At 61.5% G+C, this 23,337-nt stretch carries 19 protein-coding genes; 8 read left to right on the plus strand and 11 right to left on the minus strand.

Going from position 1 to position 23,337, the window contains the following annotated elements; all coding sequences use genetic code 11:
• Positions 1-51: 51 nt before the first annotated feature.
• From gyrB to mutM, 8 genes are all read right to left on the minus strand, one after another.
• Positions 52-2,463 carry a DNA topoisomerase (ATP-hydrolyzing) subunit B gene (gyrB, locus tag ACLIRY_RS05610; protein ID WP_413204375.1) on the minus strand — a complete coding sequence of 804 codons (2,412 nt, stop codon included), beginning with the start codon at positions 2,461-2,463 and terminating at the stop codon, positions 52-54.
• A 171-nt stretch (positions 2,464-2,634) separates the two neighbouring features.
• Positions 2,635-3,801: a DNA replication/repair protein RecF gene (gene recF, locus ACLIRY_RS05615; protein WP_413204778.1), complete on the minus strand. Its 1,167-nt coding sequence runs from the start codon at positions 3,799-3,801 to the stop codon at positions 2,635-2,637.
• A gap of 223 nt (positions 3,802-4,024) precedes the next feature.
• Positions 4,025-5,143, minus strand: coding sequence for a DNA polymerase III subunit beta (gene dnaN, locus ACLIRY_RS05620; RefSeq protein ID WP_413204376.1), 1,119 nt, complete (start codon positions 5,141-5,143; stop codon positions 4,025-4,027).
• A gap of 205 nt (positions 5,144-5,348) precedes the next feature.
• Positions 5,349-6,917: a chromosomal replication initiator protein DnaA gene (dnaA, locus tag ACLIRY_RS05625; RefSeq protein WP_413204779.1), complete on the minus strand. Its 1,569-nt coding sequence runs from the start codon at positions 6,915-6,917 to the stop codon at positions 5,349-5,351.
• A 924-nt stretch (positions 6,918-7,841) separates the two neighbouring features.
• The gene (gene rpsT, locus ACLIRY_RS05630; RefSeq protein WP_413204377.1) at positions 7,842-8,102 is read right to left on the minus strand and encodes a 30S ribosomal protein S20; all 261 of its coding nucleotides are present in this window, start codon (positions 8,100-8,102) and stop codon (positions 7,842-7,844) included.
• Positions 8,103-8,307: 205 nt separating this feature from the next.
• Complete coding sequence (locus ACLIRY_RS05635) at positions 8,308-9,084, minus strand: enoyl-CoA hydratase (protein ID WP_413204378.1); 777 nt, start codon at positions 9,082-9,084, stop codon at positions 8,308-8,310.
• 298 nt (positions 9,085-9,382) lie between these two features.
• Positions 9,383-9,766 carry a hypothetical protein gene (locus ACLIRY_RS05640; RefSeq protein WP_413204379.1) on the minus strand — a complete coding sequence of 128 codons (384 nt, stop codon included), beginning with the start codon at positions 9,764-9,766 and terminating at the stop codon, positions 9,383-9,385.
• Positions 9,767-9,842: 76 nt separating this feature from the next.
• Positions 9,843-10,688, minus strand: a complete 846-nt coding sequence (gene mutM / locus ACLIRY_RS05645; protein ID WP_413204380.1) for a bifunctional DNA-formamidopyrimidine glycosylase/DNA-(apurinic or apyrimidinic site) lyase — start codon at positions 10,686-10,688, stop codon at positions 9,843-9,845.
• Between the two features lie 171 nt (positions 10,689-10,859).
• Between mutM and ubiE the strand changes: the two genes are divergently transcribed.
• The 7 genes from ubiE (at position 10,860) to ACLIRY_RS05680 (ending at position 17,833) form a co-directional block, all read left to right on the plus strand.
• Complete coding sequence (gene ubiE / locus ACLIRY_RS05650) at positions 10,860-11,660, plus strand: bifunctional demethylmenaquinone methyltransferase/2-methoxy-6-polyprenyl-1,4-benzoquinol methylase UbiE (protein ID WP_413204381.1); 801 nt, start codon at positions 10,860-10,862, stop codon at positions 11,658-11,660.
• 1 nt (position 11,661) lies between these two features.
• Complete coding sequence (ubiB, locus tag ACLIRY_RS05655; protein ID WP_413204382.1) at positions 11,662-13,206, plus strand: 2-polyprenylphenol 6-hydroxylase; 1,545 nt, start codon at positions 11,662-11,664, stop codon at positions 13,204-13,206.
• A gap of 402 nt (positions 13,207-13,608) precedes the next feature.
• On the plus strand, positions 13,609-14,898 hold the full coding sequence (coaBC, locus tag ACLIRY_RS05660) for a bifunctional phosphopantothenoylcysteine decarboxylase/phosphopantothenate--cysteine ligase CoaBC (protein WP_413204383.1): 1,290 nt from the start codon (positions 13,609-13,611) through the stop codon (positions 14,896-14,898).
• Positions 14,899-14,907: 9 nt separating this feature from the next.
• Positions 14,908-15,363: an RrF2 family transcriptional regulator gene (locus ACLIRY_RS05665; RefSeq protein ID WP_413204384.1), complete on the plus strand. Its 456-nt coding sequence runs from the start codon at positions 14,908-14,910 to the stop codon at positions 15,361-15,363.
• 96 nt (positions 15,364-15,459) lie between these two features.
• On the plus strand, positions 15,460-16,416 hold the full coding sequence (gene cysK, locus ACLIRY_RS05670) for a cysteine synthase A (RefSeq protein ID WP_413204385.1): 957 nt from the start codon (positions 15,460-15,462) through the stop codon (positions 16,414-16,416).
• 114 nt (positions 16,417-16,530) lie between these two features.
• Positions 16,531-17,358, plus strand: coding sequence for a HesA/MoeB/ThiF family protein (locus ACLIRY_RS05675; RefSeq protein WP_413204386.1), 828 nt, complete (start codon positions 16,531-16,533; stop codon positions 17,356-17,358).
• On the plus strand, positions 17,348-17,833 hold the full coding sequence (locus ACLIRY_RS05680; protein ID WP_413204387.1) for a hypothetical protein: 486 nt from the start codon (positions 17,348-17,350) through the stop codon (positions 17,831-17,833). Before ACLIRY_RS05675 ends, ACLIRY_RS05680 begins: the two co-directional genes overlap by 11 nt.
• 1,582 nt (positions 17,834-19,415) lie before the next feature.
• Here the strand turns inward: ACLIRY_RS05680 and ACLIRY_RS05685 are convergent.
• From ACLIRY_RS05685 to ACLIRY_RS05695, 3 genes are all read right to left on the minus strand, one after another.
• Entirely contained in the window at positions 19,416-20,237 is an 822-nt protein-coding gene (locus tag ACLIRY_RS05685) for a substrate-binding periplasmic protein (RefSeq protein WP_413204388.1), read from the minus strand.
• 104 nt (positions 20,238-20,341) lie between these two features.
• Positions 20,342-21,088, minus strand: a complete 747-nt coding sequence (locus tag ACLIRY_RS05690; protein ID WP_413204389.1) for an HAD family hydrolase — start codon at positions 21,086-21,088, stop codon at positions 20,342-20,344.
• Positions 21,085-21,720, minus strand: coding sequence for a LysE family translocator (locus ACLIRY_RS05695; RefSeq protein ID WP_413204390.1), 636 nt, complete (start codon positions 21,718-21,720; stop codon positions 21,085-21,087). Before ACLIRY_RS05695 ends, ACLIRY_RS05690 begins: the two co-directional genes overlap by 4 nt.
• A gap of 184 nt (positions 21,721-21,904) precedes the next feature.
• Between ACLIRY_RS05695 and ACLIRY_RS05700 the strand changes: the two genes are divergently transcribed.
• A complete protein-coding gene (locus ACLIRY_RS05700; RefSeq protein WP_413204391.1) occupies positions 21,905-23,308 on the plus strand; it encodes a PLP-dependent aminotransferase family protein in 1,404 nt (467 codons plus the stop codon).
• Positions 23,309-23,337: the final 29 nt, after the last annotated feature.

Below are 23,337 nucleotides of genomic sequence, written 5' to 3' on the forward strand. Positions count from 1 at the left end.
GTCCGGGGCCTCAGGCCCCGGCGGGGAGCGGGGCAGCGCCCCGCAGAAGAGTTAAACGTCCAGGTTCTTCACATTCAGTGCATTGTCCTGGATGAATTCCCGGCGAGGCTCGACAATATCGCCCATCAGGGTGCTGAAGACCTGTTCGGCGTCATCGACCTGGGCAACCTTCACCTGCAACAAACGCCGGACATTGGGATCCAGGGTGGTCTCCCAAAGTTGCTCCGGGTTCATCTCGCCCAACCCCTTATAGCGGTTGATAGCAATACCCTTGCGGCCCCAGGCCATGATTTCGTTCACCAGGGCCACGGGACCCGTGATGACCTTGTCCTGGTCCTTCAAACGCAAAGACCCGTAGGTGGCATAGGCCTCTTGCAGTTCCGTTGCCATGGCTGCCAGACGCCGGGCCTCCGTGGAATGGGCCAATTGGTTATCCAGATGGTGGGTCTCTATGACCCCCCGCAGGGTCCTCTTGAAGATCAGCCCCCCCTCGCCATCGGCTTCCCCGGTCCAGCCCCGCTCCAGGGGATCTTCCAGGTCATCCACCCGTCTGGCCACGGCGGCCGCAGCCCCATTGGCCAGATCCAGATCCGCAAGAACCTGCGGATCAAAGGCCCCGGCAATGGCAGCCTGCTCCAGGATCTTCCAGGGCATTTTCAAGGTCATGGCGTTGATGGCATTGCGGGCCAAACGCGCCCGTTCCACCTGCGCCCGCAAATCAGGACCGGTCATTTGAGCACCGGATCCCTCGGTGAAGACAGAATCGTCCAAGCCGGAGGTAATCAGATAATCCTCCAACTCCCGGTCGTCCTTCAGATACTGCTCGGAATTGCCCCGCTTCGCCCGATAGAGCGGCGGTTGGGCAATGTACAGATAGCCCTTCTCCACGATTTCAGGCATCTGCCGGAAGAAGAAGGTCAACAGCAGGGTCCGGATGTGACTGCCGTCCACGTCGGCGTCCGTCATGATGATGATCTTGTGGTAGCGGGCTTTCTCCACGTTGAAGTCATCCCGCCCGATCCCTGTGCCCAAAGCGGCAATCAGCGTGCCGATTTCTGCCGAGGACAGCATCTTGTCAAAGCGGGCGCGCTCCACGTTGAGGATCTTACCACGCAAGGGCAGGATGGCCTGAAAGGCCCGATCCCGTCCCTGTTTGGCGGATCCACCGGCGGAGTCACCCTCCACCAGGAACAGTTCGGAGTGGGCCGGATCCCGGTTTTGGCAGTCGGCCAACTTACCGGGCAGGCTGGCCATATCCAACGCCCCCTTGCGCCGGGTCAGCTCCCGGGCGCGGCGGGCGGCCTCGCGTGCGGCGGCCGCTTCCACCACCTTGCCGACAATCTTCTTGGCGTCCTGGGGGTGTTCCTCGAACCATTGGGACACACGGTGGGCCACCACCGACTCGACCACGGGCCGAACCTCGCTGGACACCAGTTTGTCTTTGGTTTGGCTGGAGAACTTCGGATCCGGGACCTTCACCGACAGCACGCAGGACAGCCCCTCGCGCATGTCGTCTCCGGTCAGGGCCACCTTTTCCTTCTTCAGCAGGCCGCTTTCCTGGGCATAGGCATTCACCGTCCGGGTCAGGGCGCCGCGAAAGCCCGCCAGATGCGTGCCGCCATCCCGTTGGGGAATGTTATTGGTGAAGCACAGGACATTCTCGTGGTAGCTGTCGGTCCATTCCATGGACAACTCGACCGTAATCCCATCCCTTTCGCCGACGGCGGAAATGGGGGGGGTATGTACGGCCGTCTTCGAGCGATCCAGATATTGAACGAAGGCTTCGATTCCCCCGTCGTAGTGCAGATCCGTGCTTTTCGGCTCGGCGCCGCGCTTATCGGTCAAAAGGATGCGCACCCCGGAATTCAGGAAGGCCAATTCCCGAAGACGGTGTTCCAGCGTGGCATAATCGTAGTCATTCACGCCCGAGAATGTGGTTCGGGAAAACAGGAAGGTGATTTCCGTACCCGTCCGGTCCCCGCAGTCCCCGACCACCTCAAGGGGGGCCACGGCCACGCCATGTTCGAAGCGGATCAAATGTTCCTTGCCATCCCGCCAGATGCGCAGGTTCAGCCAGTCGGACAGGGCGTTGACCACGGACACGCCCACCCCATGCAGGCCACCGGAGACCTTGTAGGAATTCTGGTCGAATTTGCCGCCCGCATGGAGCTGGGTCATGATGACCTCTGCGGCGCTGACCCCCTCTTCCTTGTGGATGTCCACGGGAATGCCCCGGCCATTGTCGCGTACGGTGACGGATCCGTCGCCATTCAAAATCACTTCCGACTTATCGCAATAGCCCGCCAAAGCCTCGTCGATGGCATTATCCACCACCTCGTAGACCATGTGATGCAGGCCCGACCCGTCGTCGGTGTCTCCGATGTACATGCCGGGGCGCTTTCGCACCGCCTCCAGTCCCTTGAGAACCTTGATGGAATCGGAGGTATAGGCCTGCTGGGTCATGGGGTCCCGTCTTCATGTTGACCGGCGCCGGACCAATCGGTCTCCAAGGGGACCCATGGGATCGGAGAAATCCCCTGACAGATCGGCGCCAACTGGTTGATAAATCAATAAGTTATCCGACAAGAAATGCGGACAACCCGAGCGGTCCGAAGACCACCTTCGATGACAAATTTATTGTACCACGGACGCCTCATCAATGCGTAGGAATTGCGCAGTTTTTTCCCAAGACTCAAAGGATTGGGCGTCGGTTCCCGTGACCCAGGCCTGGACGCCCAAGCCATCCAAGGCTTCGAACAGGGCCGCACGCCGTCCTTGGTCCAGATGGGCGGCCACTTCATCGAGCAAAAGCAGGGGGGCACCGGTGCGGGTCCCCGCTTGAACCCGGGCCTGAGCGAGCATGAGGGCGATCAAAACCGCCTTTTGCTCGCCGGTGGAGGCCTGGGCTGCGGGCAGGTCCTTGGGGCCATGGCGCACCAGCAAGTCGTCCCGGTGCGGGCCATGGGCGGCTCCACCTGCCTTGGCGTCCCGACGGCGAGATGCGGAGAGCGCGTCCCGCAGGCGATCCTCCGCAGCAAGGGCCGGCCCTTCGAGCAACCATTGACCGACCTCAGACTCCAGGGCCAAGTCAGCCCGGGGAAATGGTCCAACGGCCCGACCAACCGCAGCGGACAGGCGCGCCACAAGATCTCGGCGGGCGGCGACGAGGGCCACGCCATGGCGAGCCATGGCGTCTTCCAATCCAGAAAGCCAGGCATCGGTTCCCCGCCCCTCGCGCAGCAGACGGCCCCGCTCGCGTTGGGCATGGGCATAGGCATTGGCCCGGCCCGCGTGATCAGCATCCAGAGCGGTCACCAGACGATCGAGAAAACGGCGCCTGTCTCCGGCACTTCCCCGGAACAGGCCATCCATATCCGGTGTCAGCCAAAGGACGGATAGCCGCTCCCCCAGGGCCGATTGACCGGAAGCCGCCTCCCCATCCACCCGGACGAGCCGACGGTCGCTTCCCGGGCGCTCCAGGGGGCCAGGCTCCCGCCCCGTTCCCAGGTCCAGGGAGGCTCCACTCACCGGCAAGACGCGGGCGGCAACGGCCCAACCGCCATCCCCCGCCGCATCGCTGAGACCCGACCCTCGGCGGACCACGTCTGCGATGGCGGCCCGACGCAGCCCCTTACCTGGGGCCAGAAAGGAGAGGGCCTCCAGCAGGTTGGTCTTACCCGCGCCATTGGGGCCGGTCAGAACAACGGAACGGGGCTCCACCGTCAGGCGCAGCCCCGTATAACTCCGAAAATCCGTGAGAATCAGACGGGTGACCGCGGCTCCCTGCCGCCCCTCAGGCACAGGAGGAGAAGACGGGGATGCGGGGCCAGGGCGTTGGCGTGGGTGTGATGGCTGCTGGGACTCGGTCACGGGACCACATTTCCCTTAGAGTATTCTGAGATCAAGTTGGGCCATTTCATGGCCCAACTTGATCTCGAAGACACTCTAAAATTTATAGAATCAGAGCGAAACAGGGCCAGCTTGACTCAAGCTGACCCTGTTTCGCTCTAGGATCACGCCCCGGTCACACGCGCATGGGCATGAGCACATAGACCGCCGAAGCGTCGGCCACGTCCCGTACCACGGTGGGAGAAGCCGCATCGGCCAGAGTCAAGCGCACGGCATCACCTTCTACCTGCCCCAGAATATCCAGCAAATAGCGGGAGTTGAACCCGATATCCATGGCAGTGGAGCCGTAACTCGCTTCGATCTCTTCCACGGCGCTGCCTGCGTCGGGGCTGGAGGCTGACAGGGTCAGACTGCCCGCCCCGACGGTGACCTTGATGGCCCGAGACTTTTCGGTAGAAATGGCGGAAACCCGGTCCACGGCTTGGGCAAAGATCTTACAGTCCACCTCCAGAACCTTGTCGTTCTCGGTCGGGATCACCCGTTCGTAATCGGGGAAGGTTCCATCGATCAGCTTGGAGGTCAGCCGGGTGTCATCAAAATCGAAGCGGGCCTTCTGGTCGGACAGGGCCAGGGTGACATCCATACCCGTTTCATCAATCAACTTTCGCACCTCGGCCACGGTCTTGCGGGGGATAATGATCCCCGGCATGTCCCTGGCCCCTTCTGGCAGAGGCACTTCAGCCCGTGCCAAGCGATGGCCATCGGTGGCTACCGCCCGCAGCACCGGCACGCCGTCGCTGTCCGCCGCATGCAGGAAGATGCCATTCAGATAATAGCGGGTCTCTTCCGTGGAGATGGCGAACCGGGTGCGGTCAATCAGCCCGCGCAGTTCCGCCGCCGCCAGCGAGAAGCTGTGGGAGAACTCACCGGCGCTCATGACCGGGAAATCCTCCACCGGCAGACAGGCCAAGGAGAATCGGGACCGACCGGCTTTCAGCACCAACTGTCCATCGCCACCGTCGAAGACCAATTCCACCTGACTGCCATCAGGCAGCTTGCGAACGATATCGTAGAGGGTGTGGGCTGGCGCCGTTGTAATGCCCGGTGTGGACGTCTCGGCGGTGACGGTTTCCACGATCTCCAGATCCATGTCGGTCGCGTTCAGGCTCAACCCGCGATCCGTCGCTTCCATCCGAACATTGGACAGGATGGGAATCGTGTTGCGGCGCTCGACGACGCTTTGCACATGTCCCAGGGATTTCAGGAGGGCGGTGCGCTCGATGGTCAGCTTCATGGACTGGCCCGTTTACAATCCGGGTCGACGCCACCAGGGGCGCCCGCCCGTCAATGGAGGGAAAACCGGCGGGCGAAACCCACCGAAAGGGCCGGAAGTATACGCGGGGAGGGGCCATGACCCAAGCGCTTTTCACAACCCGTCAAGGACCAAGAAAGACCTCTCCGTCTTTTGCTCTCCAGCCACCCCCTGTTTCGGTCAGAGGTCAGCCCTCAAGCATGCGCCGCAGAAGGTCCACGTCCTCGGCAAAGCTGGAGTCCCCATTGATCAGCTCCTCCACCTTACGCACGGCATGCATGACGGTGGTGTGGTCCCGCCCGCCGAAATTCTTGCCGATTTCCGGCAAGGACCGGCTGGTGAGCTGCTTGCTCAGGTACATCGCCACCTGCCGGGGCCGGGCAACGGAGCGGGAGCGTCGTGCGGAATGCATGTCTGCCAAGCGGATTTTGAAATGTTCGGCCACCCGCTTCTGGATCTCGTCAACGGTGACCCGTTTGTCGTAGGAGCGCAGAAGGTCGTGGAGGACCTCCTGAGCAGTTTCCAGGTTCAGTTCGCGCCCCACCAATTGGGCATGGGCCACCAGACGAATCAGTGCGCCCTCGACCTCCCGACCATTGGCCGTAATCTTATGGGCGATGAACTCCAGGACCTTCTCTGGCACGGGGGCGCCCAATTGCTCGGCCTTGGACTCGAGAATCCCCAAACGCAACTCGTAGGTGGTGGGATGGATATCGGCCACCAGACCACAGGCCATGCGGGACCGCAGGCGGGCGCCAATGTTCTCCAGATCGTTGGGGGATTTGTCGGCGGACAGCACGATCTGACTGCCCTGGTCAACCAGGGCATTGAAGGTGTGGAAGAATTCTTCCTGGGTGCTGTCCTTGCCGCTGATGAACTGGATGTCGTCGACCATCAGAACATCCACGCTGCGAAACTGCTCCTTAAAGGACAGGGTGTCCTGTTGGCGCAGGGCTCGGATAAAGCGGTGCATGAATTGTTCCGCCGACAGGTAGATCATCCGGCGTTCCGGATTGCTCTCCCTGGCCTGACGGGCAATGGCATGCATCAAATGGGTCTTCCCCAACCCGACGCCGCCATAGAGGAACAGGGGATTGAAGGCCACCCGATCCGATTCCGCCACCCGCTTGGCGGCGGCATAGGCAAACTCGTTGGGCTTGCCGACTACGAAATTCTGAAAGGTGAATCGGGGGTCCAAAGGAGCGGACAGGCCGTCATCGTTGCGCTCGGTCCCGGCGACAGCAGCGCTCACACGGTTTCCACTGGCTGCTTCCGCCGACGGGACGGAGCGGGCCTGCCTATCGGTATTCCCTTTTTCGGCACCCTCTTCGACTCCACGAGCGGCACCCGACTGCAGACCGGCATTCCCCCCGCCCGCAGACCGCCGCTTTCCGACCGAGGCCTCGCCGCCCGCGGCCTGCGGTGCCGACCGCGACCGGGATTTGGACGCTGAAGCGGCACGCGTCGCCACCGAATCCACGACGAAATCCACCATCCGCACGCTTGGGTCCTCGGCGCACCACAAACTTTTGATCCGGTCGCCATAGTGGTTCATCACCCAATCACGCATGAATGGCGTGGGAACTCCCAGACGGACCTGCCCCCCCTCCCCGTCCGCCAGGGTCATGGGCGCCACCCAGGTGCGATAGGCTGCATCGCCGAACTCCAGACGCAGCTGACCCCGCACCCGATCCCATCGATCGGCCAGAGCGCCATCCCCGCCCGTTGTCTCGTAGATTCCCACGTTCACGCTCACGCTCACTCTCAGCTCTCACTTCAGGCGGCACGCCGCCGCCCCGTTACCCTAAATCCCACGATCTGCCCCCCTTACCTGCAGCGCGCATGCCCTGGCCCGTTGCACCGGAACATCGGACACACCCATGACAGTGGGGAGACAAAACGGTGACGCCTGCGTGCGCAGAGAATGCCACAGACCCTTACTAAATGATTAAGCAAATAAACGTTGCCGCATTTGCTTAAAATTTCACTCCACCGACCTTTGGATAAAGTACTCCTCGAAAAGAATGGAGTACTTTCGCCATATTCTCTTGGAGAACTAGCGCGAAGAGGGACATCGAAGATCCCCTAGCCACTTCGTGAATTCAGCCTCATTTGGGCCGCAGCAGAGAGAATATGTCCCCCTCGGATTCAAAACAACGAGAACGAAGGGGGTACATTGGAAATTTCGCGCGTTGACACCACATCTCGTGTTTTCCGTAGGGCCGACTACTAGAAAACCACTAAATACAGCATTTTCAAGAGCTTCTACACCACAGAGAGGCCGCAAACCAAAGGCAGACTCCTCGGACTCGTTCAGTCTCGGTGACAAATCCACGACAGGCGGGAAAAAGCACGCTCCGCTTTGGCGAAGCGGACACCAGGAGCCGCTCGGACTCTGCCCAGCACTATCTGGCTTTTACTGCTTTTCTTGCCGAGTCTGCTTTAGACTATCATATTTCGAAAGAGAAACGAACCAAACACTCGCAACAACACAAAAGAGAAGGGTCGCCTCCATCACGGATGGCAACCCTTCTCGTATATCAAACTGTGAAGCCCACCCCTTAGGGCAGTCCTTTTCACAGGCCAATTCTCTCCCCATCCCACCCTGCGGCAATCACCCCCGCCCGGAGTCTGCATCTGACCCCAAGTGCGGCATGGTCTGCCTTAGGCAAGCGGTCGATTAAATGGCCTTGATACGCGCCGACAGACGCGAGATTTTGCGGGAGGCTGTGTTCTTGTGAACCACACCCTTGGTCACGCCGCGCTGCATTTCCGGCATGGCAACCTTGAACGCGGCCTGGGCGGCGTCTTTGTCACCGGCGCCGATGGCGGCCTCCACCTTCTTCACGAAGGTGCGGATACGGCTGATACGCGCGTGATTGATCTCGTAACGGTTGGCGTTGCGACGAATGCGCTTCTTAGCCGATTTATGATGGGCCATAGACTTCTACCTGTTCGAATTTGCCGTCACCCACAGGGACCCGGAGGACCCGCTAGGCGACGATGGGAATTGGAGACCGCGCAAAAGGTCCCAGCCGGGCTGGAGACGCGGAAGGGCGGCGTTATAGATCGCCCCTGGGCAGTCGTCAAGAAAAAGAGGGGGCCGCCCCCATGGCAACCGGAGGAAAGGCAACCGGGAGCGAACCTCAGCGGTCGGAGAAGTTGGGCTGGCGTTTCTCGACGAAGGCGGCCATGCCCTCCTTCTGGTCGTCTGTGGCAAAGGTGGAATGGAACAGGCGCCGTTCGAACTTCACACCCTGGGTCAGGGTGGTTTCATAGGCGGCGTTCACCGACTCCTTCACCATCATGGAAATGGGCAGGCTCTTATCCGCGATGGTCTCGGCAATCTTCATCGCCTCATCCTTCAGATCATCCAGCGGGAAGACCCGGCTGACCAGCCCGCATTTATGGGCTTCCTCAGCGTCCATCATACGACCCGTCAGACACATATCCATCGCCTTGGACTTACCCACAAATCGCGTCAAACGCTGGGTTCCACCGGCACCGGGCATGGTGCCCAGGTTGATTTCCGGCTGACCGAACTTGGCATTGTCTGCGGCGATGATGAAGTCGCACATCATCGCCATCTCGCAGCCGCCGCCCAGAGCGAATCCGGCAACCGCCGCAATGACCGGCTTGCGGCAGCTGGTCACCCGCTCCCAACCAACGGTGATAAAATCCGCCAGATAGGCATCCATGTAGGAGAAACCAGCCATCTCCTTGATATCCGCCCCGGCAGCAAAGGCCTTTTCCGAACCGGTCAGGACGATAACATGGATATCCGGATTGGCCTCGAAGGTATCAAGCGCCGCACCCAAGTCCTTGATCAGGCCTGCGGACAGGGCGTTGAGAGCCTTCGGTCGGTTCAGCGTGACAACGCCGACCTTGCCATTGGTTTCCACGAGAATGTTTTCGTAGGCCATCTGAGCCTGCTCCCTATAGTTTGGATTCGGTGGTCAAGGCTGTTCGCAGGGCGAGGGGCCCCAGGGGAAAATTGGATCTAAAAGTGCTGCCCTCGTGCACCGCCGCTTTCAAAAGAGTCATCGGACGGTGCACTCCGCCTGTGTTTGTGTGTCACCTGCCCAATTCGGTGATGCCCTAGAGTGCCTTCGAGATCAAGTGGGGCCGTGTCTTGGCCCCACTTGATCTCGAAGGCACTCTAAAATCTATATTATTAGAGCAAAACGGGGCCAGCTTGACTCAAGCTGATCCCGTTTTGCTCTAGCGTCCCGGCGCCAGGGAAAACCGAACGGTCAGGTTGGGAGCCTTGCCCAGGAATTCAAGGTCCAGGGCCTCACCTTCCCGGCGGAAGGAGCCCGCTCCCTTCGCCCGCCACCCCATTTGGGGCAAGGTAGCCCCATAGAAGGACAACACATCCTTTGCTGAAAAGGATCCCCGGGCGTAGGCCTCGACCAAGCGCCCATGGGGGGTATCAAAAACCATGCCGGAATCGGGGACCATGGTCAGACCAGGCATAAGGGGAATATCCCCGGTCCCGGTCACATAGGCCACCGCTCCCGCTCCCCCTTGGGCAAAGGCGCCTTTGGGTCCCTCTCCGCCACCGGCGAACAGAAGAACCACGCCCAAGACCAGCGGAGTCGCCATGGGAAGCCGGGGGAGGACCCGACGGGTCCGGATATGACTGTGTTCCTGTCTGAACATGGGAGCGGAGCCTACACCATCACCGCTGTCTACGGGCACAGAAAAACGTCGACCGGCCTGACTGAGTGATCCGTTCAATCCCTCCGGTCTTTTCCAGGTCGCACTCACAACCCGGACAGGCCTTTCCCTCCCGATCGTAAACGGCAAAGGTATGCTGGAAATACCCCAGTTCGCCATCGGCCTGGCGGTGATCGCGCAGACTGGACCCCCCTGCGGCCACGGCCTCTTCCAGCACTTGGCGAATCGCCACGGCCAAGCGGTCAGCCCGGCGCCCCGTCACCGTCGCAGCGGTCCGCTTGGGTGAGATCCCCGCGCGAAACAGGGCCTCGCAGACATAAATATTGCCGAGCCCCGCCACGATCCGTTGATCCAGAAGAGCCGCCTTGATCGGCGTCAGTTTTCCCCCCAAAGCAGCCACCAGAACCCGGGCGTCAAAGGCATCCGACAGGGGTTCCGGTCCCAACTTGGCGAGCAGGGAATGGGTCGCCAGATCCTCCTCGGTCGCCAAGGTAATCAGGCCAAATCGACGGGGATCACGGAAGGTGACACGCCAGCCGTCGTCGGTCTCGAAGATCACATGGTCATGGACACCCGTTTCCGGATGGGCCTCCACCCGGCGCGCGACCATGGAGCCCGACATCCCCAGGTGGATCAGGGCCACGGTTCCTCCCTCCAGCCGGAGCAACAGGTATTTGGCCCGCCGGTCCAGCGCGGTCACGGTCCGTCCCACACAGCGTTGGGCCAAATCGACCGGAATGGGCAGGCGCAGATTCGGTCGGTTGGCCTGGACCCGGACCAGGCGGCGCCCCACCAGGACAGGGGTCAACCCCTGGCGGACGGTCTCAACTTCAGGCAATTCGGGCATGGGACGGGCACTTTCCATAACAGTGGGCCAGGGTGAAGGGCCAAGAAACCGCCCAAAGAACCACAGGTGAGGAACTCGGCGCCGCACCTTAGTATAAGCAAGAGGGCGCAGCGAGACGACAATGCCATAACCATATGGCGCCGCCCTCTCGCTTATACTAAGGTGCGCCGCATGACGCGGGAAAATGACACCACCCATTTCGGCTTCAAGACCGTAAACGCGGCCGAGAAAGCCTCTCTGGTCCGCGGAGTCTTCGACTCCGTGGCACCTCGGTATGACCTGATGAACGACCTGATGAGCGGGGGAATCCACCGGCTCTGGAAGGACGCCTTCGTCTCTTGGCTCGACCCGCGACCGGGCCGGACCTATCTGGATGTGGCAGGAGGAACAGGAGATATCGCCTTCCGCATCCTTGATGCCACGGAACGCCGCGCCGCTGCAGCCCTGCGCACAGGCTCGAGCACAGACGGTCCCAAGGGCACTCATGTGACCGTCTGCGACATCAACAAGGAAATGCTGGCCGTTGGTCGCGATCGGGCCTTGGACAGGGGACGAATCGACGGTCTGTCCTGGACCTGCGGCGACGCGGAAGCCATTCCCCTGCCCGACCGCTCCGTCGATGCCTATACCATTGCCTTCGGTCTACGGAACGTCACCCGAATCGACCAAGCCCTGGCCGAGGCCCGGCGCGTGCTCAAACCCGGCGGGCGGTTTCTCTGCCTGGAGTTCAGCACCGTGGTCCTGCCGGTGCTCGATCGGCTTTACGATGTCTATTCCTTCAAGGTGCTGCCCGCGATGGGCAAGTATGTGGCCCGGGACGCAGAGGCCTACCAGTACCTGGCCGAGAGCATTCGCAAGTTCCCGCCTCAGGGGGAGCTTCTCACCCGCATGGAGGCCCAGGGACTGAAGCAGTGTAAATACCGGAACCTGTCCGGCGGCATCGCCGCCATGCATTCGGGTTGGCGTCTCTGACATGTTTCAATACGCCCGGAATCTCGCCCGGTTGCTGACCATCGCCCGGGTCCTGGCCCGGCACGATGCCCTATTTCCCTTGGAGCACCTGAGGGTGGCGAAACCGGCGGTCTGGCTCGCCAAGGCCATCAGCCGCCGGAATGCCCCCGGACGACCGGGGCAAAAGCTCGCTGCCGCCTTCGTCGAGTTGGGTCCGTCGTTCATCAAGCTGGGCCAGGCCCTGTCCACCCGCGCTGACCTGCTCGGCGATGAGGTGGCGGCCGACCTCTCCAACCTCCAGGACGACCTGCCGCCCTTTCCCTTCGAGGAGGTCCAACGGGTCATCTCCGAGGAAATGGACCAACCCCTTGAGGCCCTGTACTCCCAGTTCGACCCGACACCCGTCGCTGCGGCCTCCATCGCCCAGGTCCATTTCGCCCTGACCACCCCAGACGAGAACGGCGTGGTCGATGAAGTGGCCGTCAAGGTCCTGCGCCCCGGGGTGGAGGAGGCATTCCACAAGGATATCGCCCTGCTTCAGTGGCTCGCACGGATGGCCGAATACACCCAGCCCTGGCTGCGGCGCATGAAACCGGTGGAAACCGTCCGGGCCTTCGAAGAATCCGTGACCATTGAAATGGATCTGCGGTTCGAGGCGGCTGCGGCCTGCGAAATCGCTGAGAATTTCGCAGGCGACGAGACCTTCCGCGTGCCTGGGGTGGACTGGCGCCGCACGGGCCGCCGGGTCATGACCCAGGAGCGGGTGCGCGGTATGTCCACGGACGAACGCGACGCCCTGATCGCTGCGGGCATCGACCCCATGGAGGTCGTCCGCAACGCCGCCAACACCTTTTTCAACATGGTTTTTCGGGACGGCTTCTTCCACGCCGACATGCACCCTGGAAATATGTTCGTCCAGGCCGATGGAACCCTTGTGGCCGTGGACTTCGGTATCATGGGTCGAATCGACCGCAAGACCCGCCGCCATCTCGGGGAAATGTTGATGGGGTTCCTGACCGGGAACTATCGCCGTGCCGCCGAGGTCCATTTCGAGGCGGGCTGGATTCCCGCAGACAAATCCGTCGAGCAATTCACCCAGGCCTGCCGCTCCATCGCCGAGCCGATTATGGGCAAACCCCTGAACGAGATTTCCGTCGCCCGACTGCTCGGCCAGTTGTTCCAGGTGACCGAAACCTTCCAGATGCAGGCCCAACCCCAACTCTTGCTGCTGCAAAAAAGCATGTTGGTGACCGAAGGCGTGGGCCGAACCCTGGATCCCAACGTGAATATGTGGGAGCTCTCCCGCCCCCTGGTCGAAGCCTGGATGGTGGACAACCTGGGCCCCCAGGCCAAGCTGATGGACGGCATGGAAAAGTTGAGCAGCACCGTCGAAAAGCTGCCGCGAATCCTGGACGCTGCCGATCATGTCTTCGGTGGCGCGGACAAGGGCGGTTTTCGCCTGCATCCGGACAGCATCAAGGCCATGCGCGGCAGCCGAATCTCCGTTTTCACCCTGGCGCCCTGGATTCTGGCTGCCGTTCTCGGGGTCTTGCTGCTGCTGGATTAGGGGGTTAAAAGGGTTTGGAAAGCTGTTTTGTCGCCATCCCTACGCAGGTGGAGATCCAGATTGTGTCGTTTCTTGCCGAAAATGACACCGCATTTGGATTCCCGCTTTCACGCCCAAGGTCTGCGTTCCGCCTGCGGGAATGACGCTTTTGGAGCGTTTTCGGTCTTTTTCTGCACTCAGTTAAAGACCCCTTTTTCTCCTCCCGTGACCGGCTCCACAGGCAACGGCAAAAATAGCCCAAGCTCTCACTCTCACTCTCACTCTGACTTTGACCGGCATGCCATTCCTCGCTAAGTAATCGGAGACGGTGAGTATCTTCGCTTACAACAGTTATTTTATGTCGTTTAATGGGACATCACATCACACCCCACGGAGAGTCCGTGGAGAAGGGGAGGACGGACCTTGCGGGGAAAGCGCATCCTATTGGTGGTCGCCGGTGGCATCGCCGCCTATAAGACGCTGGAAGTGATCCGCCGCCTGCGGGATGCGGGCGTTTCGGTCCGATGCATCCTGACCAAGGCCGGATCCCAATTCGTCACGCCCCTCTCCCTGGCGGCCCTGAGCGGTGAACCCGTCTATGACGATCTCTTCTCCCTGACAGATGAGACCGAAATGGGTCATATTCGCCTGTCGCGGGAGGCCGACTTGGTCGTCGTTGCCCCGGCAACCGCGGACTTGATGGCCAAGATGGCCGGGGGCCACGCCAACGACCTGGCCAGCACGGCCCTTCTGGCTACGAACAAACCCGTGTTGATCTGCCCGGCCATGAACCCCGCCATGTGGAGCCATCCCGCAACCCGGGCCAATGTGGCGCTTTTGGAGTCCCGGGGCATCTATCGGATCGGCCCCAACCCCGGGGACATGGCCTGCGGCGAAGACGGCCTGGGACGCCTTGCCGAACCTGCGGAGATCCTGGCCACCATCGCAGAGCTGTTGGCGGACCCCGGACAGAAGCCGCTCGCCGGACGCCACGCCCTGGTTACCAGCGGCCCCACTCATGAACCCATCGATCCCGTGCGCTATATCGCCAACCACTCCTCGGGCAAGCAGGGACATGCCATCGCCGCAGCCCTCGCCAAGCTGGGTGCTCGGGTTACCCTGGTCTCCGGCCCTGTGCATGAACCCGACCCACCGGGGGTAACCGTCGTCCGGATCACCACTGCGGCCCAGATGTTGGACGCCTGCGAGGCCGCCCTACCCGCAGATCTGGCCGTCTGCGCCGCTGCCGTGGCCGATTGGACGGTCGACGGCCCAGCGCTTCAGAAGATGAAAAAGACCCCGGGTGGCGCTCCCCCCACCATCGCCCTCCGCCCCAATCCGGACATTCTGGCGACCCTGTCGCAGGACAGCGCGCGCCGCCCGGCCCTGGTGGTTGGCTTCGCCGCAGAAACGGAGCGGGTGGTGGACCATGCCCGGGACAAACGGACCCGTAAGGGATGCGACTGGATTCTTGCCAATGATGTTTCCGCCAATGGGAACCAAGGCCGGGGCAGCACCTTTGGCGCGTCGGAAAACACCGTCCATTTGATCACAGAGGACGGCGCCGTTGAAGATTGGCCGACCATGGACAAGGATAGGCTGGCCGACCGTCTGGCTCTCCGCTTGGCCGAACACCTGAAGGGGAACCCCATCGGAGCCGCCCAAGAAGGCGAGCATCCCTTTGACTGCACAGTCCTTAACAGCGAGCATTGAGCCTTTGGCATGATTAAGCTTTCTAAAAAGATGCTTTTCGCCATCGAGGCGGTCTTGGACATCGCCTACCACGCAGGGGGAGAACCGGTCCAAAGTCGGGAGATCACCCGGCGGCAGGGTATTCCCCGTCGGTACCTGGAGCAGACCCTGCAACACTTGGTGCGCAATAGCATCCTCACCGGTGTCCGGGGACCGAAGGGCGGCTATCGTCTGGCCCGGGAGCGGCGACGCATCACCATTGGCGAGATCGTTCGAGTCGTCCGAGACCTGGAAGCAGCGGAAGATGCCACCATCGAATTGCCCGGGTCCGATCTGGGACGGCAGGTCGTCCGGCCCTTGTGGAACGAAATGCGCGAGGAAGTCATGGCCAAGCTGGACAACCTGACCGTGGACGATCTGTGCACCCGGGCCTACCAGGGTGGTGTTCCCAGCGAAGCGGTGAAAAACATGGATTTCAACATTTAGCATCCGGTGCCGGTTGACTTGAGGTCCACCGGATGTAAATACCTAGAATGAAGTGTTGTTATTTTGATATTAACACAAGAATGGTGGGAAATGACCATGAGCAACGGCGGCGAGTTTCGCGGAAAGATCTACGACAGCATCCTGGATACCGTTGGGGCGACGCCCCTGGTCCGGGTCACCCGGTTCTCTGAATCCCGCAGCGTTGTCGCGGACTTACTGGGGAAATGCGAGTTCTTCAACCCGCTGGCCAGCGTCAAGGACCGCATCGGTCTGGCGATGGTCGAAGCGGCCGAGAAGGACGGCCGTCTGAAGCCGGGCGCTACCCTGGTGGAACCGACCTCCGGCAACACGGGCATCGCCTTGGCCTTTGTCTGTGCCGCCAAGGGCTACCGGCTGATCCTGACCATGCCCGAAAGCATGTCCATTGAGCGACGGAAGATGCTGGTTCACCTGGGTGCAGAAATCGATCTGACCCCAGCGGCCAAGGGCATGAAGGGCGCCGTTGCCCGGGCTCAGGAGCTGGTGGACAGCACCCCCGGCGCGGTCATGCTGCAACAGTTCGAGAATCCGGCAAACCCGGAAATCCACCGGACCACCACCGCCCTGGAGATCTGGAAGGACACCGATGGGAAGGTGGACATCATTGTCTCCGGCGTTGGCACCGGCGGTACCGCCACAGGCATCGCCTCAACCCTGAAAAAGCTGAAACCAGAGGTCAAGCTAGTGGTTGTCGAGCCTGAGGACAGCCCGGTGATCAGCGGTGGCGCCCCGGGGCCCCATAAGATCCAGGGCATCGGCGCGGGCTTCATCCCCGGCAACCTGGAGACGGATCTGATCGACGAAGTGATCAAGGTCGCCAACGAAACCGCCTTCGCCACCGCCCGGGACGTGGCCAAGAGCGACGGCCTGCCCGTGGGGATCTCCTCCGGTGCGGCCCTGGCCGCAGCCGCAGAAATTGGCGCCCGCCCGGAGAACAAGGGCAAGACCATCGTCGCCATCCTGCCCAGCTTCGCCGAGCGTTACCTGTCCACACCCCTTTTCGAACAGGTGTGATCCATCCGACATAACTGGTTCTCGGTCCCCACTGGGAGCCAGGACTTGCGACGGGCGCGAACCCCCTTTACCTGAGAGGAACGCGCCCGTATCTCCGATCAGGACCCCTTCCCTATGGATTTCAACGAGAACCAGATCAACCGGTATGCCCGCCACATCCTGCTGCCTGAAGTCGGCGGCACGGGTCAGGCAAAGCTCCTCAGGTCCAGCGTTCTGGTCGTCGGCGCCGGGGGGTTGGGCTCCCCCCTGGTGCTTTACCTCGCTGCGGCGGGGGTTGGCCGCATTGGGGTCGTCGATGCCGATGTCGTGGACCTATCGAACCTGCAACGGCAGATCCTGCATACGACGGACCGATTGGGCCTAAGCAAAGTGGAAAGCGCCCGCGCCGCGGTCGCCGCCATCAACCCGGACGTGGTCCTGGAACCCCACGCTGTCCGCCTGACCGCTGAGAATGCGGAGGACCTCATCGGCGCCTATGATCTCGTCGCCGATGGCAGCGATAACTTCGCGACCCGCTTTCTGATCAACGATTGTTGCCATTTCCTGGGCAAAACCCTGGTGAGCGCTGCGGTCCTACGCTTTGACGGCCAAATCTCCACCTTTCGGACTCATGCCGGGGGTCCCTGCTATCGCTGCCTGTATCCCGAGCCCCCGCCAGCCGACGCGGTTCCCACCTGCGCCCAAGCCGGAGTCCTGGGGTCTGTGGTCGGCGTTCTGGGCAGTCTGCAGGCGACGGAAGTACTGAAGGAACTGCTCGGCATTGGCCGCTCCATGGCGGGACGCCTGCTGATCCTCGACGCCCTGGGGGGTGGATTTCGCGAAGTCCGGCTCAAGCCCGACCCCCACTGCCCGCTTTGTGGAGAGGCCCCGCGTATCTTGGACCTGTCCCCCCATCACCATCAGCCAAGCGTTTCTCCCTGCGAGGCCGAACATGTCGGATAAGCCGCTGGCGCCCGCTCCCACTGCGCCAAACGGCTTCTCTGCGGTTGTTCTGTCCAATAGCTATGAGAAGGTGCACTACGCCCTCCTCCTGGCCAGCGCTGCTGCAGCCATCGGCAAGCCCAGTGTCCTGTTCTTTTCCATGGGGGCCTGCCGCACCTTGGCAGCCCAAAGAAACGAAGCCCAGGCGGCAGGAAACAACCTGGACGCACCAGGCTGGCATGACTTGGCCGCAGAACCCCGCTTTTTGGACGCCCTGGACCAAGACACCCAATACAAGGCCCGGGGCATCGCCGATATGGAAACCCTACTGAGTGCCTGTGCCGCCTTAGGGACACGGTTCATTGTCTGCGAAACCGGCCTGAGGTCTATCGATCTGGCTGAAGACGCCTTGCGCGCCGACTTGCCCATCGAAGTGGCGGGCGCGGTCACTTGGTTGACGGAAAGCCCCGTGGGCGCCACCACTCTTCTGGCGTAATCCGCGGACTTCACGATCCCCTCCGACGCTCCCACCGCTCCCTCTGCGTTCAGAGCCCTTGGTGTCTCTTCGTCCGAAGAAGCAGAGCGCAGACAATCGGAAAGACTCCACCTACGGCATACCCTTGACGGGGCAGGACCGCTTCCGCCCGATGGAAACGAGAGCAGGCGCCAAGCGCCGTTTACCGTTCGCCCGGCTTCTTCATGGCTTTCATGATAATGAAACCGCCCAGGCCAAAAGTGACGGCAAGAATCAAGGCGATCCCCCCGATCCCGTACATGAACATTTCCTCGAAGGTCATGATTCAATTCCTTTCTTCCAACCCTTTCCCAACCGGAAAGGGACCAGGGAAGATGGAAGTTTGGAGAAAATTGACCGGCGGCGCATTGCGAATACGCAAGAGATAAGGTGTTCAATGAAGGAAGTTCGGGAGGCCCTGTTTAGAGCAAATCCCGAGCAATCTGGAACAGATTGCGACGGGCGGAACGCACGCCGCAGGCGTGACGATTTGCTCCAATATCAGAGGCTTAGAGCATGTTGCGTGAATCACATTTCACGCGACATGCTCTAAGACCGCACCAGGGAGAAGCCTATTTGTTAATAAAGTATTCATGCATCTACCATACTCGTGATTGCATAGACAATCAGTGATTGTTCTAATAGTCACACACGCGCTAGAGGTAGAGCCATGGATAAACACTTCACGTGCAATCACGCCGACTTCAGGAATCACCCAACCTCCCCGTTAAAAGCGACTGCCGCACTGACCAAACGCCGAGCACGGATCCGAGACTTGGCTGGTTTATACATCCTGCTCCCTCCCCTTTTCCTTCTGGCATTACGCCGCCACGGCATCGCCCTTTGCCCTCGGGAAACATTGGGTCAACGGCTTCGCGCCCAGCTCCGGGCTCGGCGGTCGGCTGGCGTCTTGGGTCCCTGGTGGTCCCGGCCCCACCAAGACCTTCACGCCCTCTGTATCGCAACGAGATCGCAATTCTGGGGCCGTTTTCACAGCAGAAGAATCTTACCCAAGAAAAGACAGGAGCAATCCCCCTGCATGTCCAGCAGAAGGGGACTCCTTCACACCGTTGCATTGTCTCTGGGCCGTCTCTGCGCACCATTGATCCCAGAGCCTTTGACCCGGATCCGTGACCATCGCCTTGGAGATGGCAGGCCATGATGTGAAACGGGGAGCGGCCTGACACCTGGAGTCGTTTCCCGGACAAGATGCCAAAAGCGTGTTGTCTGCACGACTTGGATCAACGTGATCGTCAAAAGACCCTATACACGCGAGAAACACAAAAAAAGACCCCCGATCCCGCCGAGGGGAGTGCGGGACCAGGGGTCAATGAAAGGAACACGGACAAGACACTGCCTATACGAAGGGCCCTTTTGGGGAAGGCCATCGGGCGCGTCTCAAACACCGGCGTTCGACTCCGGGCAAAGTGAACGCCCCGGCGAACCGCGTTCTGTAGAACAATCCTCACCACCTTGATCGTCGGGGCATCGCGGTGGGACCGTCCACTCAGAGTATGTCGTTACCGCACCCGAACCTTTCAAGGAGAACCAGCCCGCCTTGCTCCTATTCCCTGAACCCCTTCGTGGGTAATAGGGGCGTTGCCTCTATCTCGGTGAGCGACCGGCCCAAAAGCTCGCTGTAGCACCTGTCCAGATCTCCCCTAGCCCGCTTCGCTTCCAGGGCATCCGAATAGGCATCGCGTAGGGCTTCCAGGCCGGGGCGAAAAGCGTCAGGCTGAGGAACGATGGCCAAGGCCGGGGGAACATAGATGGCACCCAATCGCTCCCTGCCCGGCAGCCCGAAAGCCCAGGGCATATCCGTCGCCACAGCGTCTATTCGCCCCGAGGCGAGTTTACGGAAATTCAGGAGGTCGTCCGGGGCGGGCTCAAGCCGCAAATAGGGAGACGACGTGAGGCGCGCTGGCAGCTCGAACTGCTGACCATAACCAACGGTCAGGGGACCGATCTCCGACAGGGATTCAAACTGGGCGGGAGCCCGATCTTGGGACATAAAGAGACCGATAACCCAATCCACCTTATGGACATGGGCGGGAACCAACCCTTCTTCTCCACCGGAGCTGATGACCATGTCCATCTCTCCGGCTCGAACCATGTTCACGCAGCGTTTGTAGGGCAGCGCAGTGAAGTCCACTTCATAGCCCAGCTCGCCAAGAATATCCCGGGTCACGTCAAGCGTCACTCCCTTGGGCCGCCCCTGCTCGTCCACAAATTGATAGGGAGTCCAAATCTCGAAACAGGCCCTCACAGGCGGTGCTACCGCCTGTGCCACGCCAAAGGTGAGAAGCGAAAGGGTCAGGGCCAATATCAGGAAGCCCGCCCGTTCAAGCGCGTATTTCCCCTTTAGACTGCCCCTAACCCCCCCCATGTGAATTCTGCTCCCCGATCCCACTCCGGCTAACCCTATGCAAAACATGATCAGAGCCGGAAGACAACAGAGGAAACGCCCCACCTCAGAGCGCGTCCTGTCGATCAGGCGGGAAGACGGGCCGCCAAAGTCGGCAAATCAAGACCAGACAGACCTCCAATGATGGTGTAGGCCATCCCGGCCTGACGGGCACCATACCCATCGCGCAGGGGATCGTCCCCGATGACGAGCACCTGCCCCGGAGAAAGTCCGAGACCCCGCGCCGCAGCCAGAAAAGGTCCAGGCCTGGGTTTAACAGGCCCCCCATCGGAGGAGAATATCAAGGCGCCAAAACAGGAGAGGACACCGGCCCGACTCAATTCCGCCAACCAGCGACCCTTGGGCGCCCAAATATTGGACACCGCCGCGAGGGCATGGGTCTGAGCCAGGGTCCGAAGGGCCTCGGCATGGGCGGGAGGAATCGTACCCCGTTCAAAGGCGGCCACCGTGTCGACAAGAGCCGCAACCAAAGTGGGGTTTCTGGCTAACTCCGGATCGACCCGACAAAAAATCTCGTCCAAGGACGGGAAGCGCCCCCAATGGGACGGGTCCTCGTACAGAATCCCCATGAGATCGAGCGCATCCCCGAACCAGCGTTTGACCCTGTCTTCGGAGAGGGGGGGGAGCTGACCTATCTCCTTGGGCGGGAGCCCGCTGCACAAGTGATCAACCAAGGCATCCAGGTCCCGAAACCGGTGATGGTCGACCATCACCGTCCCAGGGAGGTCGAGCAATAAACCCCGATAGCGGTCGAGGGCAGGGAGGGGCTCGGGGACAGGACTTGGCCTCCGCTCCGTATTGCTCCCGGTCATAACGTCAAGTCCTTCAAGACAGGGACCAGAGACAGAACCAGCAGTCCGGCCATGGCCCAATTAAACAGACGGCTTGCCATCCGCGAGCGGGCGAGCAAATGGCCGATGGCAACGCCAAAGCCGGCCCAGGTGGAGGTACTCGTCAATCCAATGGCAACAAAGAGGGCAAAGATTCCCAGAACCTCCCAGGCGGGAGCGCCCTCGGCGCCACCGGACGTGAAGGCCGCAAGAGCCCCCAAAATCATCACCCAAGCCTTGGGATTCGCCCATTGGAAGGCGGCGGCTTCGAGAAACGTCATGGGACGACCTTGGATTTCCCCGGACGCCTCGTCTTGGCCCTCAACTTGAGGCGGCGCAGCGGTGGCGATCCGCCAGGCCATGTAGAGCAAATAGGCCGCTCCCCCGACAGTCATCACCGGCCGAATCCAAGGGACTGCGGTGAAGATGGCACCGAAGCCAAGGCCAACGGCCAGGAACATGGCAGGAAAGCCCACTGCGACCCCCAGCATATGGGGAACGGTGCGCCGGAACCCGTAGTTCGCCGCAGACGCCGTCAGCATCACATTGTTCGGTCCCGGGGTGTAGAACATGGTGATCGCGAACAGGAACAAGGGAAACAGGGTCTCGGCCATGGGACTCTCCTTGGTGTTGCGGCGGCGCGGCATAGGACACTTTGACATAGTGACCCATGATGAGTAAGATCACTGTGTTGGTTCTCGAGGCAATTCGCCCGGTATCTGCAGGTTTCCATGGAACATTCCCCTATGTCAATTTCGCTTAAGACCTATGACACTTATTGCTTTTGGAGAAAGTGTCATGCGTGATCCCTCCCCCTGGTGCCCCCGCTTCGCCGAGGGCCCGGGCACCTTGGCCGACCGCCTGGCCAGGGCCATTGCCGAAGACATCGGCCAGGGTCTCCTGCCCCGGGGCACGCGTCTCCCTGCCCACCGTAGTCTCGCCGCAGACCTGTCGACCAGCGTGGTCACCGTGGGGCGGGCCTATACCCTGTTGGAACAGCGCGGATTGGCCCGGGGAGAACATGGCCGGGGAACCTTCGTGATGGGACCGGGGCCAGGGGGCGGGGGCGGCCCATGGGCCACTCCGGACACGGATTCAGGGACAATGGCCAACGGGTTGGCAGACCTGAGTTTGAACCTGCCACCGGTTTTGCTGAACCGACAGGACTTCGCCCGGGCGGTGGCCACATTGGCGGAGACCGATGCCTTGCCCGATCCGGCCTCCTACCCCCCCTGCGCGGGATCGACGGAGCTGCGCCGGTCCGCAAGTCTGTGGTTAACCCAACAAAGGCCCACGGCACCCGCAGACGGCTTGCTGATCACCAATGGGGCCTTACAGGCCGTCGCAATCGCCTTCACCCTGGCCGCCGAACCGGGGCGCCCCGTGGTCACCGAAGCGGTTACCTTCCCCGGGGCCATCGTCGCCGCAGGAAACCTGGGGCGTCCCCTTCTTGGTGCGACGATGGACGAAGAAGGCATGGTTCCAGACTCCCTGGACGCCATTCTGACCCGCCATCCCGGCGCCTTGGTCTATGTGACCCCGGTCCTCCACAATCCCACGGGCGCCACCATGAGCGAGGCCCGGCGCTTGGCCATCCTGGCCGTGGCCCGGAAACATCAGGCCCAGGTGGTGGAGGATGACGCCTACGCCATCCTGCGAGGGGACAGGACCCCGACTCTGTATCACCTTGATCCGGATCGGGTCTGGTACGTGAACAGCTTTTCAAAACCGCTCAGTGCCCTCTTACGTTTGGGCGTCCTGGTGGCCCCTCGGGGGCGGGAGGCAGAGGCAACACGCGGCATCCAGGGCAGCACCTGGACGGCGGCGCCCCTCCCCTCGGCCATTCTGAATCTCTGGCTGAACGATGGAACCGCAGACCGAACCGCGATCGCCATGCGAGCGGACGCAACGGCCCGCATGGATTTGATCCGCTCCACCTTCCCCGGATTGGTGTCTCCGGAATACCGGGCCTTCCACGTCTGGCTTCCCCTGCCCGAACCACGGGCGGAGCGCATTTGCCGCTGGGCCTTGGCGGAGGGTATTTCCCTCACGCCACCGCTCGCACCGGTGGTTGACGCAAACCTCGCCATGGGTTTGCGCCTCTGCCTGGGGGCACCCTCCCGTCCGGCCTTGGCCCGGGCACTGGCTACTTTGAAGGGACTCCTCGACCGAGAGGAACACGCCGCCGCAGCGATTTTGTGAGTTTCCGGCCCTTCCCTTGAAAAACTCGG

Origin of the sequence: Rhodospirillum sp. A1_3_36 (assembly GCF_047263945.1) — a bacterium.
Lineage (GTDB): Bacteria > Pseudomonadota > Alphaproteobacteria > Rhodospirillales > Rhodospirillaceae > Rhodospirillum.

Excerpts from the sequence above, each read along its gene's own strand:
- ACLIRY_RS05635 (WP_413204378.1), bottom strand. The coding sequence starts at position 9,084 with ATGGCCTACGAAAACATTCTCGTGGAAACCAATGGCAAGGTCGGCGTT.
- ACLIRY_RS05695 (WP_413204390.1), bottom strand. The coding sequence starts at position 21,720 with ATGGCCGAGACCCTGTTTCCCTTGTTCCTGTTCGCGATCACCATGTTC.
- rpsT (WP_413204377.1), bottom strand. The coding sequence starts at position 8,102 with ATGGCCCATCATAAATCGGCTAAGAAGCGCATTCGTCGCAACGCCAAC.
- cysK (WP_413204385.1), top strand. The coding sequence starts at position 15,460 with ATGAGCAACGGCGGCGAGTTTCGCGGAAAGATCTACGACAGCATCCTG.
- ACLIRY_RS05680 (WP_413204387.1), top strand. The coding sequence starts at position 17,348 with ATGTCGGATAAGCCGCTGGCGCCCGCTCCCACTGCGCCAAACGGCTTC.
- ACLIRY_RS05665 (WP_413204384.1), top strand. The coding sequence starts at position 14,908 with ATGATTAAGCTTTCTAAAAAGATGCTTTTCGCCATCGAGGCGGTCTTG.
- ACLIRY_RS05685 (WP_413204388.1), bottom strand. The coding sequence starts at position 20,237 with ATGGGGGGGGTTAGGGGCAGTCTAAAGGGGAAATACGCGCTTGAACGG.
- ACLIRY_RS05690 (WP_413204389.1), bottom strand. The coding sequence starts at position 21,088 with ATGACCGGGAGCAATACGGAGCGGAGGCCAAGTCCTGTCCCCGAGCCC.
- ACLIRY_RS05700 (WP_413204391.1), top strand. The coding sequence starts at position 21,905 with ATGCGTGATCCCTCCCCCTGGTGCCCCCGCTTCGCCGAGGGCCCGGGC.
- gyrB (WP_413204375.1), bottom strand. The coding sequence starts at position 2,463 with ATGACCCAGCAGGCCTATACCTCCGATTCCATCAAGGTTCTCAAGGGA.
- dnaN (WP_413204376.1), bottom strand. The coding sequence starts at position 5,143 with ATGAAGCTGACCATCGAGCGCACCGCCCTCCTGAAATCCCTGGGACAT.
- ACLIRY_RS05640 (WP_413204379.1), bottom strand. The coding sequence starts at position 9,766 with ATGGCGACTCCGCTGGTCTTGGGCGTGGTTCTTCTGTTCGCCGGTGGC.
- ubiE (WP_413204381.1), top strand. The coding sequence starts at position 10,860 with ATGACGCGGGAAAATGACACCACCCATTTCGGCTTCAAGACCGTAAAC.
- mutM (WP_413204380.1), bottom strand. The coding sequence starts at position 10,688 with ATGCCCGAATTGCCTGAAGTTGAGACCGTCCGCCAGGGGTTGACCCCT.
- ubiB (WP_413204382.1), top strand. The coding sequence starts at position 11,662 with ATGTTTCAATACGCCCGGAATCTCGCCCGGTTGCTGACCATCGCCCGG.
- ACLIRY_RS05675 (WP_413204386.1), top strand. The coding sequence starts at position 16,531 with ATGGATTTCAACGAGAACCAGATCAACCGGTATGCCCGCCACATCCTG.